The organism is Uniformispora flossi (assembly GCF_049534875.1).
Lineage (GTDB): Bacteria > Actinomycetota > Actinomycetes > Streptomycetales > Streptomycetaceae > Yinghuangia > Yinghuangia aomiensis.
Map to the genome: position 1 here is coordinate 370,739 of NZ_JBMULZ010000001.1, position 16,124 is coordinate 386,862.

At 72.1% G+C, this 16,124-nt stretch carries 13 protein-coding genes; 9 read left to right on the plus strand and 4 right to left on the minus strand.

Going from position 1 to position 16,124, the window contains the following annotated elements; genetic code table 11:
* Positions 1-43 precede the first annotated feature (43 nt).
* From ligD to fusA, 5 genes are all read left to right on the plus strand, one after another.
* Positions 44-1,069 carry a non-homologous end-joining DNA ligase gene (gene ligD / locus ACPA54_RS01655; RefSeq protein WP_423525995.1) on the plus strand — a complete coding sequence of 342 codons (1,026 nt, stop codon included), beginning with the start codon at positions 44-46 and terminating at the stop codon, positions 1,067-1,069.
* A gap of 141 nt (positions 1,070-1,210) precedes the next feature.
* Positions 1,211-1,738, plus strand: coding sequence for a PadR family transcriptional regulator (locus tag ACPA54_RS01660; protein ID WP_423525997.1), 528 nt, complete (start codon positions 1,211-1,213; stop codon positions 1,736-1,738).
* Positions 1,735-2,427 (plus strand): ABC transporter ATP-binding protein, encoded by a 693-nt coding sequence (locus ACPA54_RS01665; protein WP_423525999.1) that lies wholly within the window; start codon positions 1,735-1,737, stop codon positions 2,425-2,427. The genes ACPA54_RS01660 and ACPA54_RS01665 overlap by 4 nt, the downstream gene beginning before the upstream one ends.
* Positions 2,424-4,673, plus strand: a complete 2,250-nt coding sequence (locus ACPA54_RS01670) for an FtsX-like permease family protein (RefSeq protein ID WP_423526000.1) — start codon at positions 2,424-2,426, stop codon at positions 4,671-4,673. Before ACPA54_RS01665 ends, ACPA54_RS01670 begins: the two co-directional genes overlap by 4 nt.
* A gap of 624 nt (positions 4,674-5,297) precedes the next feature.
* Positions 5,298-7,415, plus strand: a complete 2,118-nt coding sequence (fusA, locus tag ACPA54_RS01675) for an elongation factor G (RefSeq protein ID WP_423526002.1) — start codon at positions 5,298-5,300, stop codon at positions 7,413-7,415.
* 42 nt (positions 7,416-7,457) lie between these two features.
* On the opposite strand, the gene ACPA54_RS01680 is transcribed toward fusA, so the two are convergent.
* Together ACPA54_RS01680 and ACPA54_RS01685 are read right to left on the minus strand one after the other, a co-directional pair.
* Positions 7,458-7,940 (minus strand): MarR family winged helix-turn-helix transcriptional regulator, encoded by a 483-nt coding sequence (locus ACPA54_RS01680; protein WP_423526004.1) that lies wholly within the window; start codon positions 7,938-7,940, stop codon positions 7,458-7,460.
* Positions 7,941-7,972: 32 nt separating this feature from the next.
* Entirely contained in the window at positions 7,973-9,220 is a 1,248-nt protein-coding gene (locus tag ACPA54_RS01685) for an amidohydrolase family protein (protein WP_423526006.1), read from the minus strand.
* A gap of 130 nt (positions 9,221-9,350) precedes the next feature.
* Here ACPA54_RS01685 and ACPA54_RS01690 point away from each other — a divergent pair, with 130 nt between their 5' ends.
* Entirely contained in the window at positions 9,351-9,866 is a 516-nt protein-coding gene (locus ACPA54_RS01690) for a hypothetical protein (protein ID WP_423526008.1), read from the plus strand.
* A 71-nt stretch (positions 9,867-9,937) separates the two neighbouring features.
* Here the strand turns inward: ACPA54_RS01690 and ACPA54_RS01695 are convergent, their stop codons facing one another.
* On the minus strand, positions 9,938-11,074 hold the full coding sequence (locus tag ACPA54_RS01695) for an MBL fold metallo-hydrolase (protein WP_423526010.1): 1,137 nt from the start codon (positions 11,072-11,074) through the stop codon (positions 9,938-9,940).
* A 590-nt stretch (positions 11,075-11,664) separates the two neighbouring features.
* Between ACPA54_RS01695 and ACPA54_RS01700 the strand changes: the two genes are divergently transcribed.
* Positions 11,665-12,765, plus strand: a complete 1,101-nt coding sequence (locus ACPA54_RS01700; protein ID WP_423526011.1) for a cupin domain-containing protein — start codon at positions 11,665-11,667, stop codon at positions 12,763-12,765.
* Positions 12,766-12,863: 98 nt separating this feature from the next.
* On the plus strand, positions 12,864-13,742 hold the full coding sequence (locus tag ACPA54_RS01705) for a TIGR03619 family F420-dependent LLM class oxidoreductase (protein ID WP_423526013.1): 879 nt from the start codon (positions 12,864-12,866) through the stop codon (positions 13,740-13,742).
* Positions 13,743-13,757: 15 nt separating this feature from the next.
* Here the strand turns inward: ACPA54_RS01705 and ACPA54_RS01710 are convergent, their stop codons facing one another.
* A complete protein-coding gene (locus tag ACPA54_RS01710; RefSeq protein WP_423526015.1) occupies positions 13,758-15,119 on the minus strand; it encodes a GAF domain-containing protein in 1,362 nt (453 codons plus the stop codon).
* Between the two features lie 159 nt (positions 15,120-15,278).
* Between ACPA54_RS01710 and ACPA54_RS01715 the strand changes: the two genes are divergently transcribed.
* Complete coding sequence (locus tag ACPA54_RS01715; protein WP_423526016.1) at positions 15,279-16,088, plus strand: alpha/beta fold hydrolase; 810 nt, start codon at positions 15,279-15,281, stop codon at positions 16,086-16,088.
* The last annotated feature ends 36 nt before the right edge of the window (positions 16,089-16,124 follow it).

Here is a 16,124-nt window from a genome sequence, read left to right on the forward strand (position 1 = left end):
TGCCGACCGGGACTATCCGCACCAAACCTGCTTACTCTGGGGCATGGCTGCTGCGAAGAAGGCCGAGCAGATCGAGGTCGACGGCAAGTCCGTGCGGCTGAGCAACCCGGACAAGGTGTATTTCCCGGAGCGCGGGTTCACCAAGGGCGACGTGGTCCGCTACTTCCTGACCGTGGGCGACGGCCTCGTGCGCGCGCTGCGGGACCGCCCGACGACGCTCCAGCGCTATCCGGACGGGATCGACGGCGAGTCGTTCTACCAGAAGCGGGTGCCGAAGTACCTGCCGGACTGGATTCCGACCGCCCGCATCAACTTCCCGAGCGGCCGGCACGCCGACGAGATGTGCCCGAACAGCGTGGCGGCGGTCCTGTGGGCGGGGAACCTGGGCTGCCTGACCTTCCACCCGTGGCCGGTGCGGCGCCGGGACACCGACCATCCGGACGAGCTGCGCATCGACCTCGACCCGCAGCCGGGCACGGACTTCTCCGACGCGGTCCGGGCCGCGCACGCGATGCGCGAGGTGCTGGCGGACCACGGGCTGACGGCGTGGCCGAAGACCTCGGGCGGGCGCGGGCTGCACTTGTTCGTGCCGATCCGGCCGGACTGGCCGTTCGTGGAGGTGCGGCGGGCGGTGATCGCGCTCGGGCGGGAGCTGGAGTCGCGGATGCCGGAGCAGGTCACCACGAAGTGGTGGAAGGAGGAGCGCGGCAGCCGGATCTTCGTGGACTACAACCAGATGGCCCGGGACCGGACGATCGCCAGCGCGTACTCCGTCCGGGCGAATCCGCGGGCGACGGTGTCGGCGCCGCTGCACTGGGACGAGCTGGACGACGTGTACCCGGACGATTTCGACATCCTGACCATGCCCGTGCGGTACGGCGAGCTGGGCGACCTGCACGCGGACATGCCGGAGCACGCGTTCGGCCTGGAGGCCGCGCTGGAGCTGAGCGACAAGCAGGAGCGGGACCACGGCTTGGGCGAGATGCCGTATCCGCCCGACCATCCGAAGATGCCGGGCGAGCCGCCGCGGGTGCAGCCGAGCCGGGCACGGCAGCCGTCGGAGGACTGAGGCGCGGGCGCCCGCCCGATCCCCCGCCCCCGGATCCCCCGCCCCCCGATCCCACGCCCCCGATCCCACGCTCCCGATCCGACTTTGCTGCCTCATCCGGGTGTATAGACCCGGCGTATACACTCAGCGTATATTCGGCCCATGAGCGTTCCCCTGACCCTCCTCGGCCTGCTCGAGCGCGAGCCGAGCCACGGCTACGACCTCAAGCGCGACTACGACGCATTCTTCGGACGCGGCAAGCCGCTCCCCTACGGCCAGGTGTACGCGACCCTCGGCCGCCTGGCCCGGGACGGCAAAGTCGTGGTCGGCGACGCCGAGCCCGGCAGCGGCCCGGATCGCAAGCGGTACGTCATCACCGAGGCCGGCGCCACCGAGTTCGAGTCCTGGCTGACCGAACCGGTGGATGCCGAACCGCACTTGCAGACCGTCCTGTTCACCAAGGTGGTCCTCGCGCTGATCCTCGGCCGCCCCGCCGAGGAGTACCTCGACGCGCAGCGCGCCGCGCACATGCGCCGGATGCGCGAACTGACCGACATCAAACGCTCCGGCTCCCTCGTCGACGCGCTCCTCGCCGACCACGGGCTGTTTCACCTGGAGTCCGACCTGCGCTGGATCGACCTGACGGCGGCACGCCTGGACGCCCTCGCCCGGGAGGTGACCGGCGGATGACACGCTCTCCGCTCATCGAAGCCCGCGACATCACCCTGGCGTTCGGCAGCACCCCGGCGCTGCGCGGCGCGTCGCTGTCCGCGGCGCCCGGCGAAGTCCTCGCCGTCATGGGCCCCAGCGGGTCCGGCAAGTCGACGCTGCTGCACTGCCTGGCCGGGATCCTCGTCCCGCAGTCCGGCGAAGTCCACTTCGACGGCATACGCATCGACACCGAGACCGAGACGCGGCGCAGCGCGCTGCGCCGCGCGCGGTTCGGATTCGTGTTCCAGTTCGGGCAGCTGGTGCCGGAGTTGACCGCGGAGGAGAACATCGCCTTGCCGCTGCTGCTGAACGGGGTCCGGCGGTCGTCGGCGGTGCGCGAGGCCCGGTCGTGGCTGCCCAGGCTCGGCCTGGACGGGCTCGGCGGACGCCGCTCCGGAGAACTGTCGGGAGGCCAGGCGCAGCGCGTCGCCCTCGCGCGCGGGCTGGTGGCCGGCCCCGAGGTGCTGTTCGCGGACGAGCCGACCGGGTCGCTGGACTCGCTGGCCGGCGAGCAGGTCATGGACCTGCTCGTGGAGGCGGCGCGGCAGCAGGGCACGACGGTCGTGGTGGTGACGCACGAGGCCCGGGTGGCGGCGTATGCCGACCGGGAAGTGATCGTGCGGGACGGCAAGGTCGCCGGGCTTGCCGCGGAACGGCTCGCGTCGTGATCCGCCTCGGCCTGCGGCTCACCCTCGGAGCCGGGCGCGAGGCCCTCGCCCGGCTGGTCGTCACCGCGGCGGCGATCGCCGTCGGCGTCACCATGCTGCTCGCCGCGTTGGCCGCGGTGAACGCCACGCGCAGCCAGAACGACCGCTACGCGTGGCTCAATTCGGGGATGCCGGGCCTGGCCGCGAAGGCCGCCCCGAACACGGACCCGGCGTGGTGGGTCGTCGCGCTCGACCACTTCGACGGGCACGACGTCGGCCGGGTGGACATCGCCGCGACCGGCCCCCGCTCGCCGGTGCCACCGGGGCTGCCGCGCATCCCCGGTCCCGGCGAGTACTTCGCGTCCCCGGCGATGCGGAAGCTGCTGCGGGACACGCCCGCGGCCGAACTCGCCGACCGCTTCCCGGGCACGCTTGCCGGCACGATCGGCTCCGCGGCCCTGCCCTCCCCCGACTCGGCGATCGTCATCGTCGGCCATTCCCCGGAGGAACTCGCCGCCACACCCGGCGCGGTGCGGATCGACGGCATCGCCACCGCATCCCCGAGTTCGTGCAACGGCTGCGCCGGGGCGGGGATCGACGCGAACGGCATGGCGCTCATCCTGTCCGTGACGGCGGGCGCGATCATGTTCCCGTTGTGCGTGCTGATCGGCACCGCCACCCGATTGTCCGCAGCCCGCCGCGAGCAGCGCTTCGCCGCGATGCGCCTGGTGGGCGGGACGCCGGGGCAGATCTCGGTGGTGGCCGCGGTCGAATCGACCCTGGCCGCGGTCGCGGGCGTCGTCATCGGGTTCACCGGGTTCTTCGCGTTCCGTCCGCAGATCGCGAAGATCGGCTTCACCGGGGAGCGCTTCGCGCCCGGCGACCTCACGCTCGGCCCGGCCGCCGTGGCGGCCGTCGCGCTCGGTGTCCCGGTCGCGGCAGGCATCGCTGCCCGGCTGGCGCTGCGACGCGTGCAGATCTCGCCGCTCGGGGTGACCCGGCGCGTGACCCCGGCACCGCCGCGCGTGTACCGCGTCGTGCCGCTGCTGCTCGGGTTGGCCGAGCTGGGGTACTTCGTCGGGCGGCGCCTGGCCTCCACCGACGGGCAGATCTGGGCCTACCTGACCGGGTTCCTGGTGGTCATGGCCGGACTGGTCGTCGCAGGCCCGTGGTTCACCATGGCGGGGGCCCGGCTGGTCGCCCGGCACACCGACCGCCCGGCCCTGCTCATTGCGGGGCGGCGGCTCGCGGACAACCCCAAAGCCGGGTTCCGCGCGGTGAGCGGGCTGGTGTTGGCGCTGTTCGTGGCCACGTCGACGGTCGCGATCATCACCACGATGACCGCCGAACGCGGCCGTCCCGCACGGCACGACCAGGTGCGCCACACCCTGGTCGGCGAGTACACCGACGGACTCACCAAGACCGGGGATCCCGTCCGAGCGGCCGCACCGATCGCCGACGACACGATGGCCCGGCTGCGCGCGGTGCCCGGCGTGCGGGGCGTCGCGGTCGTGCACACGAATCCGCTCGGCACGAAGGACCCGCAGCGCGAAGACGGCCCGGTGACCGCCGGGCTGGTCTCCTGCGGGCAACTGGCGGAGTTCGACGGGTTCATGGGCTGTGCGCCGGGGGCGGTGTCCGCATCGATTCCGATGTACTTCTACGACCTGTGGGATCCGCCGACCGCGCCGTGGCCGGCCGCGCCGCTCACCGAAGCGGACCTCGCCGCGCTGCCGGTGGTGGCCGTGGTGGTCGGGACGGACGGCTCGACCGCCGCCGTGGAGCGGGCCCGCACGGTGCTGGCCGACGCCTACCCCGGGGAGCGCCCGCCGACGACACTCGCGGAGTCCGACGCGGTGCACGCGAAAGGTCTGGACGGGCAGAAGCAGTTGGCGAACGTCGTGCTGCTGGTGACCTTCCCGATCGCGGCGTGCAGTCTGGCGGTGAGCGTCGCGGCCGGACTCGCGGAGCGGAAGCGGCCGTTCAGCCTGCTGCGGTTGGCCGGGGTGCCGTTGGCGGTGCTGCGGCGGGTGGTCGCGGTGGAGGCGGTGGTGCCGCTGCTGGCGGTGTCGGCGGTGGCGATCGCCACCGGGTTCCTGGCGTCGCAGTTGTTCCTGACCTCGCAGCTCGGGTATTCGCTGGCGGCGCCGGAGCCCGGGTACTACGTCCTGGTCGCGGCCGGGCTGGCCGCGGCGCTGGCGATCGTGTCGTCGACGCTTCCGCTGCTCAAGCGGATCACCGGGCCGGAGACCGCACGCAACGAATGAGCGGACGCCCGACCGGACGGCGGCGGAGCGGCAGCGAGGCGGGCCGCCGCTGCTCCGGCCGGGCGATTTCCGTGCGGATTCCGCAGGGTGAGGGAAATCCGGATGACCTTGCTGCCCGCCGTCCCCTAACGTGGCGCGCATGGATGCGACCTTCACGCGAATCGACGGGCGGTGCCGGGCTTTCGGCGACCGTCCGCGGGGTGCGCATCCTTCGGCGAAGCGCGAGCCGTGGAAGGGCCGTTGGCCCGATTGCCTCGCGTCGCCGCGCGGCTGATCCGCTCCCGGTGAGCCGGCCTTGCCGGCCGGCCCGGTGACCGCTGCCGTACGCCTGCGACTCCCACCGTGACGCCCTGCGGCGCCACGGTGTCGGCATGTCCGCATATCCGCGTGACCGCGGCGACGCTTTCCCCACACACGACGGCCGTTGACCGGCACGCCGCGCTTCCCCGCGGCCGAAGTCCGGTGTCCTGTCGCCTGCTCGCCTGCCCTTGGCGCGCCCATCCGGCGTGCCTTCGCGCTCGCCTGCCGGTGCCATCCGGGTCCGGTTCTCGTCGTGTGCCGTGGGCGTGGTCCGCCGCGCTTGTCCATCACCCTGCACCGCCCATCAGAGAGGGCTCCACCGTCATGGCCACCACCACGCGCAGCCTCGCCCGGACCCGGAACATCGGGATCATGGCGCACATCGACGCCGGCAAGACGACCACCACCGAGCGGATCCTCTTCTACACGGGTGCGTCGTACAAGGTCGGTGAGGTCCACGACGGCACCACGACCACGGACTCGACCGACCAGGAGCGCGAGCGCGGCATCACCATCTCGTCCGCGGCGGTCACCTGCCACTGGACGCTGGACGGCGTCGACTACCCGCTCACCCTCATCGATACGCCCGGCCATGTGGACTTCACCGTCGAAGTGGAACGCTGCCTCCGCGTGCTCGACGGCGCCGTCACGGTGTTCGACGGGGTCGCCGGTGTCGAGCCGCAGTCCGAGACGGTGTGGCGGCAGGCCGACCGCTACGGCGTGCCGCGGATCTGCTTCGTCAACAAACTCGACCGCGCGGGCGCCGACTTCGCCCGCTGCGTCGACATGATCGGGACGCGCCTCGGCGCCGTTCCGCTGGTCCTGCACCTGCCGATCGGCGCGGAGGCCGGGTTCGCGGGCGTGGTCGACGTGGTCGGCTTCCGCGCGCTGACCTGGCCGGCCGAGGCCAAGCTCGGCGAACGATACGACACGGCCGCCATCCCGGCCGCGCTCGTCCCCGCCGCCGAAGCCGCCCGCGCCCGGCTGCTGGAGACCCTCGCCGACCACGACGAGGCGTTCCTGGAGCTGTACCTGGGCGACGTGGAGCCGACCGAGGCGCAGATCCACGACGCGGTGCGCCGCGCCACGCTCGCATCGGGCCGCGCGGACGTCCCGACCGTCACGCCTGTCCTGTGCGGAACGGCCTTCAAGAACAAGGGGGTCCAGCCGCTGCTCGATGCGGTGGCACGCTACCTGCCGTCGCCGCTCGACCGCGGCACCGTGGAAGGCCACGCGGTGGACGACGAGGACACCGTGGTGCTGCGCCGCCCCGACGATGCCGAGCCGTTCGCGGCGCTGGCGTTCAAGGTGGCGACCGACCGGCACCTCGGCAAGCTGACCTTTCTGCGGGTGTATGCGGGCCGGATCGCCGCGGGCGACCAGGTCCGCAATCCGCTCCGGTCGGCGCGCGAACGCATCGGCAAGATCTACCGCATGCATGCCGACAAGCGTGAGGACGTGGCCTCGGCGGGCGCGGGCGACATCGTCGCGGTCATGGGGCTGCGGTCGACCACGACCGGCGAGACGCTGTGCGATCCGGCGCATCCGGTGGTGCTGGAGGCGATGGACTTCCCGACCCCGGTCCTCGAGGTCGCGGTGGAGCCGGCGTCGCAGGCGGACCAGGAGAAGCTCGGGACGGCGATCCAGCGGCTCGCCGAGGAGGACCCGTCGTTCCACGTGAAGACGGATCCGGAGTCGGGCCAGACCATCCTGTCGGGCATGGGCGAACTGCACTTGGAGGTGCTGGTCGACCGGATGCGCCGGGAGTTCGGCGTGGCGGCGAACGTGGGGCGGCCGCGGGTCGCGTATCGCGAGACGCTGCAAGCCGCCGTCGGCAAGGTCGAGTTCGTGTACAAGAAGCAGAACGGAGGCAAGGGGCAGTACGCCAAGGTGCTGATCGCCGTGGAGCCGTTGGCGGACGAGCACTACGAGTTCGTCAACCGGGTCGTCGGCGGCCGGGTGCCGCGCGACTTCGTACCGTCGGTGGACGAGGGCTGCCAGGCCGCGATGGAGCTGGGCGTGCTGGCGGGCTATCCGCTGACGGGGGTGCGGGTGACGCTGCTGGACGGCGACTTCCATGCCGTGGACTCGTCGGAGATGGCGTTCCGGATCGCCGGGCAGTCGGCGTTCCGGGAGGCCGCGCGGCTGGCGTCGCCGGTCCTCCTCGAGCCGCTGATGCTGGTCGAGGTGACGACGCCGGAGACGTACCTCGGCGAGGTCAACGGCGACATCAGCGCGCGTCGGGGCCACGTGCGGGCGATCGAGGACCGGCCGGGCACGAAGCTGGTGAGCGCGGTCGTGCCGCTGGCGGAAATGTTCGGCTACGTCGGGGATTTGCGGAGCAGGACGTCGGGGCGGGCGAGCTTCACCATGAAGTTCGACTCGTACGCGCCGGTGCCGCGGCAGATCGCCGAGGCGGTCGTGGCGGGCTCGACCCGCTGAGGAACCGGTCGGGTCCGGTGGCTCTCGGCCACCGGACCCGCCCTACCGGTTCCACGCCTCGCGGATCAGCTCCGAGCGTTCGACGAGGGCGATCATCTGCTCCACCGAGCCGAGGACGTCGTCGCGGGCGCCGGGCTCGACCGGGAGCCGGGCCTCCCAGTCGTGCAGGGCGTTGTTGACGCGTTCGGCGAGTTCGCGTCCCTCGTCCGTGAGTTCGATGCCGACGCGGCGGCGGTCGCTGGGTTCCGGCAAACGCCGGACCCAGCCGGCCGCCGCCAGCCGGTCGAGGGTGAGGGTCATGCCGCCGGTGGTGCGGCCGAGCACCTCCGCGATCGTCGCGGGGGATGTCCGGCCGTACGCGGAGCGCCGGATGGTGGCCAGGACCAGGTAGTCCGGGACGGACAGCCCGTGCGGTTCGACGAGCTGCTCCAGCACCCGGGTCACCAGCAGGTTGAGCCGCACAATGCGGGTCAGCAGCCCGGCTTCCTCGTCGGGGACGCCGGGCCACGCACCGAAACCGCTCATCGACACGGGAACCTCACGAGTGGGGGTTTGAGCTACTTCGCGATGCCGAAGCGTTCGAGGCCGAAGGCGCGGATCGCGTTGCCGCGCAGCATCGCATACACCTCGTCCGCGTTCATCCCGGCGGCCGAGCACAGCCGGTGCGCGACGGCCCGCGAGTTGGGCCAGGTGCCGTCCGAGTGCGGGTAGTCGGTCTCGAAGAGGATGCTCTCCAGGCCGACCGAGTCGCGGGACAGCAGGCCGTGCTGGTCGTCGAAGACGCAGCCGTACACCCGGCCGTCGACATACGAGCTGGGCGGGTTCGGCAGGTCGACGCCGCCGACGCCGTCCCGCCATACCAGGTCGGCGCGCTCCAGCAGGTACGGCATCCAGCCGACCTGGCTTTCCGCGTACGCGATGGTGAGCGTGGGGAAGCGCTGGAGCGTGCCGGAGAAGATCCAGTCCATCAGCGAGCCCTGGGCGTTCTGCGAGCTGAGCGCCATGCTGACGGCGAGCGGCGCGTCCGGCGATGTGCTCGGCATGTGCGAGGACGAGCCGATGTGCATGGTGACCGCCGTGCCGGTCTCCTGGCAGGCCTCCCACAGCACGTCCCACTCGCCGGAGTGCATGGACGCGAAGCCGAGCCGGTACGGGTTCTCCGAGAACGCGATGGCGTACGAGCCCTTCGCCGCGCAGCGCCGCACCTCCTCGGCCGCGAGCCGCGGGTCCCACAACGGCACCAGGGTGAGCGGGATCAGCCGGCCGCGCCCGGCGCCGGCGCTCCACTCGTCGATCATCCAGTCGTTGTAGATGCGCAGACTGAGGTAGGCCAGGTCCTTGTCCTGACGCTCCGCGAAGCCCTGGCCGCAGAAGCGCGGGAAGGTGTTGGGGAAGTTCACCGCGGCCTGGACGTGGTTGACGTCCATGTCGGCGAGCCGTGCGGCCTGGTCGTAGACGCCGGGGCGGAAGTCCTCGTAGATCGCCGGGACGTTGCGCACCTCGTCCTCGGGGAAACCGGCGGGCGCGTGCAGCCGGCCGGTCGGAAACGCGAGGTCTTCGTACACCCACACGTCGCACCACTGGCCGTCTTCGGCCCCGCGCTCGAACCCGTAGTTGCCGCCGGAGAACGCCAGCTTGACCTTCTCCCGCACCACCCGCGGCCCGCGCTCGCGCAGCTCGGCGGGCAGTTCCTTCTGCCACAGGTCGCGCGGCTCCAGCACGTGGTCGTCCACGGAGATGATCAGCGGCAGGTCGTCGAGCGCCGGCGTCGGGCTCGCCACGGCGTCCGCGGGGGTGGTGGTCATGGCGGCATCCTCCGGTGGGGCTCGTGGGGAGCTTGGGGGCTCTGGGGTGGGGGTCTTGAAAGTAGCTTTTCAAAAAGCTACTTTCCGCAAAGCGATTCCGACAAGCCCCCATCGCCCGCGAGGACGCTCCATGACCGACACCCCGGCCCGCCCCGACCGCGACCCCGAACTCCGCATCACGCACATCTCCGAGACCCCGTGGCACGAGGTCAAGGCCCAGTCGCACAGCGGCCGCCGCACCTCGGTCTGGGAGAAGTTCCTCGAGTGGACCCCGGAGCGCATGGTCATCTACGCGCGTTACGACGCCGGCGTCATCGTCGAACGCCACGGCCACATGTCCGAGCACTACGTCTTCGTCATCGCCGGCGAAGTCCTCATCGGCGACCGCCCCTGCCCCGCCGGCACCCACATCACCCTCGAACAGGGCGCCGTCTTCGGCCCCCTGATCGCCGGCCCGGAAGGCGCCACCCTCTACGAGATCATGGCCGGCGACCCCCGCGCCTTCCCCGCCGACCGCGAAGGCTTCCAGGCCCTCCTCGCCGAACGCGACATCACCCCCCTCCCCAACCCCCCGGTCCCCTGGCCCGACTGGCTCGAAGCCCGCACCGACGGCAACCCCGGCGCCGACAACACCCCACAGGCCTGACCCCTCACACCCGTTCCTGATCCGAGCCAAGGTGGGGAAGCCGACCGGCCACGACTAGGCGGCGGCCGACCTCACCCGCCCAGCTCCCACCACCGGTCGTCTGTCTTCACCCCGGTCGTGTCCACCCGGTCCCCCGGCCGCGGCAGAGCCAGCCGCACCTCGTTCGTCTTTGCCGCGGTCAACAGCCGCTCGACCGGTTCCGACCAGCGGTGGAACGCCAGGTTGAACGTCGCCCAGTGCACCGGCAGCAGGAGCCCGCCCCCGAGATCGAGATGCGCGGTAACGGCCTCTTCCGGATTCATGTGGATGTCGGGCCAACTCGGGCTGTAAGCGCCGATGGGCATCAGCGTGAGGTCGAAGGGACCGTGCTCGGCACCGATCCGCGCGTACCCGTCGAAGTAGCCGGAGTCACCGGCGTAGAAGACCTTGCGGCTGGGCCCGGCGACGACCCACGAGCCCCACAGGGTGTCGTTGCGACGGTGCAGCGTACGGCCGGAGAAATGACGGGCAGCTGTCGCGGTGAACGTGAGGTCGCCGACCGTGGCGCGCTCTTCCCAGTCGAGTTCGATGATCCGGTCGTCCGGAACTCCCCAGCGCTCCAGGTGCGCACCGATCCCCAGAGGAACCAGGAAGGGCGCGGTCTGCTCGGCGGTGAGAGCAAGGACGGTGGCGCGGTCGAGGTGGTCGTAGTGATCATGCGAGATGGCGACGGCGTCGACCTGCGGCAGACCGGACAGCGGCACCGGCACCGGATGCAGCCGCCGCGGACCGACCAGCTGCGACGGCGAGACCCGTTCGCTCCACACCGGGTCGAACAGCACCCGGCACCCTTCGATCTCGACGAGCGTGGTCGCGTGGCCGTACCAGACCGCACTCACCCCGTCGGGCGACGCCGGCACCACCGGCTCCGCCACCAACGGCACCGGCGCGGCCGGGCGGCGGGTCTCCTGGTCGCGCAGCATCTGCAGGACCATGCCCGGCGCGTCCGAAGCCTCGACCAGGCTCGCCGGCACGGGGTTCCGGAACGCCCCGTCGTGGAACTGCGGCGACCGCAGCATCCGTCCCAGCCGCTTCCCTTCCGCCCGCCCGCCGAACTCGGCCGGCAGATCCCGCGCCACCCACCCCACGGCCGCCGCCACCCCGGCCACCGCGGCCGCCCCGACCAGCGCCGCGGTCTGCCGACCGCCCGCCCCTGCCGACTCCGCCATACGAACCCTCCTCGGAAAGACCACCGCCACGTCGCCAAGACCGCACGCTCGCAGCCTCACGGGAAAAACTCCCCCGGGGACGGCGGTGTTCCCACCAAGAGGCGAATCAGACCGACCGAATGGGCGAGAGAGGGATGCGCACGATCGGGATCGAATGGGCTGCCGAACCGGCGGGCGCTGCGGGATGCGAGATCGCGTGACAGCGCTCGGGCGCGGTCGTGGCAGGCGGCGGCCGACGACATGACCTGCGAGTCGGCCGCAGCCGGCCGGCGGACAGGATCGGGATCGATTGCCCGTTCGGCTGGCCGATCGCGTTCGTCGAAGAACGGGAGTCGGCGAGGGCGACGAGCCCTCTCCGACGTCCTACGACGCCCTGATCACCGCCATCGCGGCGCGGGCCGTCGTACTGGGCTTCACGAGGCCGTCGAGGACGGCCGACGACCGGAGACACGCGCGGGTCGAGGGCTGGCTCCACGTGCCCACCTGCAAACTCTCCGAGCTGAAGGGCGACCGAGCCCCGGCACCCCCTTGCCGCCTGCACCCACCCCTGCTAATCCTGACGTACCGTCAGATCAGGTGAGGGAGCGCGTGTGGTCGACGACAGCGGAGCCGGGAGCGGCGCGGCAGAAACCGGTGGGGCGTTCCGGGTGCGTCGGGTGGTCACCGGGACCGAGCACGGAGTCGCCGAGGACGGCATCCCCGCGGTCACCGTCGCCTCGCGGTCCGGGCACGGGTTGTCCGAGCTGCTGTGGTTCGAAGCGCCCCCGCGCGACGCCGCGCAGGACGGCGGCGACCCGCCGGCCGGGATGCGCGGGGCGTTCCCCCAGGCCGGTGCGGCGGTGTGCCGGCTGATCCGGTTCCCGGGAATCCCGGCCGGGACTCCCGGGGACGACACGTGGCTGCGCGTGCCCGGCGACGATCCGGCGATGCCCGGCATGCACCGGAGCGAGACCCTCGACCTCATGATCGTCGTCGACGGGGAGATCCTGCTCGGGCTCGACGCGGGCGAATACGCGCTGCGGCCCGGCGACGCCGTCATCCAGCGCGGTACCCGGCACCGGTGGCGGGTCCTGGGGGAAAGCCCCTGCACGTTCCTGTCGGTGCTGCTCTCTCCCGAACCGGATGCGCCACCGGCGGGCGCACCCACCACCGCATCGGCGACACCGGCACCGCAAGACGCCGACACCGACACCGACAACACCGGCGATCCCGGCACCGCCACCCCCCGCCTCCTCATCACCGCCACCGACCCCGAAGGACGCTCCTACGCCGCCTCCTTCGGCCCGCCCGCGCCCGCATTCCCGCCCCGTGAGATCGCCATGTACGACCTGTGGCAGACCGGCGGCCCCCTCGCCGACGTGGCCCAAGGCGGAACCGACCTCCGCGACGCCGACGGGCACTGGCAGTTGTCCCCCATCCGCGACGGAGTCGCCATGCGGCGCGTGGAGTTCGCCGCCGGGCACGATCCGGGCGAAGCCGGCTGGCACACCACGGCCACGATCGACGTCGGCATCGTGCTGTCCGGCAGCCTCGCGCTCGACCTCGCCGCGGAGAAGAGCACCGATCCGGTGGTGAGGTCCCTCCGTACCGGCGACGTCATGGTGCAGCGCGGCACCCACCACCGCTGGCGCCCGCTCGACGGCGAACCCGCCGTCCTGGTCTCGGTGATGTTCGCCCTCCGCGACGCCTGACCAAGCCGAACCGGATTGCCCCACGCGCACGAAACCGCAAAGTTCCAAAGCCTTACCGCAGAATCAGACCGCCGAGCCCGACCCGCAAGGACACGCCCATGAAGTGGACTCTCGCCGCCGCCCTCGTCGAAGCCGACCAGCTCCTCGGACTGGCGCAAGCGGCCGAGGAGCACGGTTACGCGTCCGTCGCGATGCCCGATTCGGTGTTCTATCCCGAGTCGGTGTCCGCGAAGTACCCGTACACCGACGACGGCGAGCGGTTCTGGGCCCCGGACACCGTCTACGTCGACCCGTTCACCGCGATCCCCGCGATGGCCGCGGTCACCCGCACGATCCGCTTCTACACGAACGTCCTCAAGCTCCCCCTCCGCGACCCGCTGCTGACGGCCAAGCAGGTTTCGTCCATGGCGGTCATGTCCGGGGAGCGGTTCGGGCTCGGCGTCGGGCTGTCGTGGATGCCCGAGGAGTTCGCGTACACCGGCACCGAGATGCGGACGCGCGGCGCCCGCACCGACGAGGCGATCGAGATCGTCAAGGCGGTCTGCGCGGGCGGCGGCCCGCAGTGGGTCGAGTACCACGGCAAGCACTACGACTTCGGCCGCGTCATGATCAGCCCCGCACCGCAGAACCCGCTGCCGGTGTACGTCGGCGGCCACAGCGAGCCCGCGCTGCGCCGGGCCGCCCGCCTCGGCGACGGCTGGATCTCGGTCAACACGACCTCCGACCAGATCGTCGCCGCCACGGCCCGACTGCGCGAACTGCGGGCCGAGTACGGGCGCGACCACCTGCCGTTCGAGATCAAGGTCATGCCGGTCGACATCGCCGACCTCGACGGCTACCGGCGTCTCGAGGAAGCCGGCGTCACCGAATGCCAGGCCTCGCCGTGGTGGGTCTACCCCGCGGACGACCCGACCGCCCCGCAGCACCGCCTCGACGCCGTACGCCGCTTCGCCGACGACGTGATCGCCCGCTACTGAACCCGGCCCGGAAACTCATTCCCCCGAACGCCCCCGCCCGTGCGGCGACCCCTCCCACCGGATCACCGTGTCCGCGTCGCCGCTCCCCTCCACCCGGCGCCGCAGGCGTTCCGCCAACCTCGCGCGCAGGGCCACCACGCCCGGCGCCGTCGAGCCCGGCAGCAGCGGGCCCGGGTAGCGGTCGAGCAGCACGTCCGCGGGACAGGTGGAGAGGTCCCGGTCCAGGTCGAGGAAGTCGGCCTCGCAGTCCTCGGTGAGCCGGTACGGTTCCGACGCCAGCCGGTGGCCGAGGACCGCGCGGAGCCGGGCCAGTTCCGCGCGGACGGTGATCGGCCGGCCCTGCGGGCCGTAGACCTCGGCGGCCAGGGCCTTGGCGTTCATGCCGCCGCGGTCGGCGAGCAGCAGCGCGACGATCTCGCTGTGCCGGCGGCCGAGTTCGTGCGTGGCACCGGCCACCTCGACGATGGCCCTCGCCCGGCCGAGGCCGCGGAAGCGCAGGACCGGGTCGACGGCGAATCCGTCCAGGTCGCTCCCCGCGGTGACCAGGAACAGGCCCCCCGCGGACAGGCGTTCGACGAGGATCGCCTGTCCGCCCGGCAGCAGGACCGGGCCTTCCGCGGGTTTGCCGGGCAGCCGGGAGGGGAGCCAGCCGGGCGGGTCGGCGTGCACGACGCGGCCGTCCGGGGCGACGATCGCGCTGCGGGTGCCGAGGCGTTTGGCGAGGCGGTCGACGTAGCGGGTGCGGACGCGGGCTTCCTCGCGGAGCCGGGACGCGCCGAGTTCGGAGACCGCGAGCCGCCGGGCGGTGTCCAGTAGGGCGACGGCGAGCGGCTGCCAGTCGCGGGCCGCGCAGGTGAAGTCGAGGACGCCGAGGAGGCGGCCGTCGCCGGGGTCGTGGATGGGCGTCCCGGTGCAGGTGAACGCGGTGGCGGCGGACAGGAAGTGCTCGCTGCCGAAGACCTGGAACGGGCGTCCGGTGGCGAGGGTCGTCCCCACGCCGCTGGTGCCCGCGGCGTCTTCGCTCCACAGGGCGCCGGGCAGCAGGTGGGCGCGTTCGGCGACGCGCAGCGTGGCGTGTTCGCCTTCCACCCACAGCAGGTGGCCTTCGGCGTCGCTCAGGAACAGCAGTTGGCTGGGTCCGCTGGTCGCGTTGGCGAGCGAACGGCGCAGCAGCGGCCAGACGTGCGCGAGCGGGCTGGCCTGGCGGCGGTGTTCGAGGTCGTCGTCGACGAGCGGCACGGGCGGCAGGTAGGCGTCCGGGGCGAGGCCGGATCGTCTCGCGCGGGCCCAGGATGCCCGGATCGGCGTACGGACGTCCGAAGACGTGCCGCCGCGTGATGCCCGGTCCCGCGCCCCCGCGCGCTGTCGATCCGACATGCCGCCCACGCTACAGGCGGGCGGCGGCGGTCTCACAACCCTGATGCAACCCCCCGCGCGAACGGGGTGCCGGGCTGCCGGTTCACGCAGACTTTCCGGACGGCTACACCGTGCGTGCGCCGCGCCGGCGCGAAACGACCCAGCCAGGAGGAACCGCACATGCCCTACGTCGAGTTGTCGGACTCGCTGCCGCTGTACTACGAGGACCACGGCACGGGCCGACCGGTCGTCCTGCTGCACGGGTGGACGATGAACAGCTCGTTCTGGGCGGGCAACATCCCCGCGCTGGCGGCCGGGAACCGGGTGATAGCCCCGGACTTCCGCGGGCACGGCCGGTCGGGCAAGACACCGGACGGGCACACGCTCGCGCAGTACGCCCGGGATGCCCGCGAACTCCTCGACCGGCTCGGGCTGACCGACGCCACGCTGGTCGGTTGGTCGATGGGAACCGCGGTGATCCTGTCGTACGTCGAACAGTTCGGATGCCACAACGTACGCAGTGCCGTGTTCGTCGACCAGTCGCCCCGGTTCCTGGACGGGCCGGACTGGCGGTTCCCGCTGCTCGGCGGCTACTCGCGCCTGGACCTGGCGGAGTTCACGCAGACCGTGCGGCATGCGCGGCCGCTGGCGATCAAGCCGTTCATCGAGGCGTGCTTCGCGAAGACCCCGCCGTCGGATGCGATGGACGGGGCGTATGCGGAGACCACCCAGACGCCGACCGAGGCGGCACTGGACGTGTGGTTCGACATGGCGTACGCCGATTTCCGCCCCGTCCTGCCGTGTGTCACCGTGCCGACGCTGCTGGTGTACGGCGAGCAGAGCAAGGTGTTCCCGGGCGACCTGGCCGGGTGGCTGGCCGAGGCGCTGCCGGACGCGGAGGTCGAGCGGTTCGCGGAGAGCGGCCATGTGCCGTTCGTCGAGGAAGCCGAGCGTTTCAACGGTGTGGTGGCGGAGTTCCTGCACCGCTGAACCCCTTGTCAGCCTTCGCCCCGCCGCGGTGGTCTC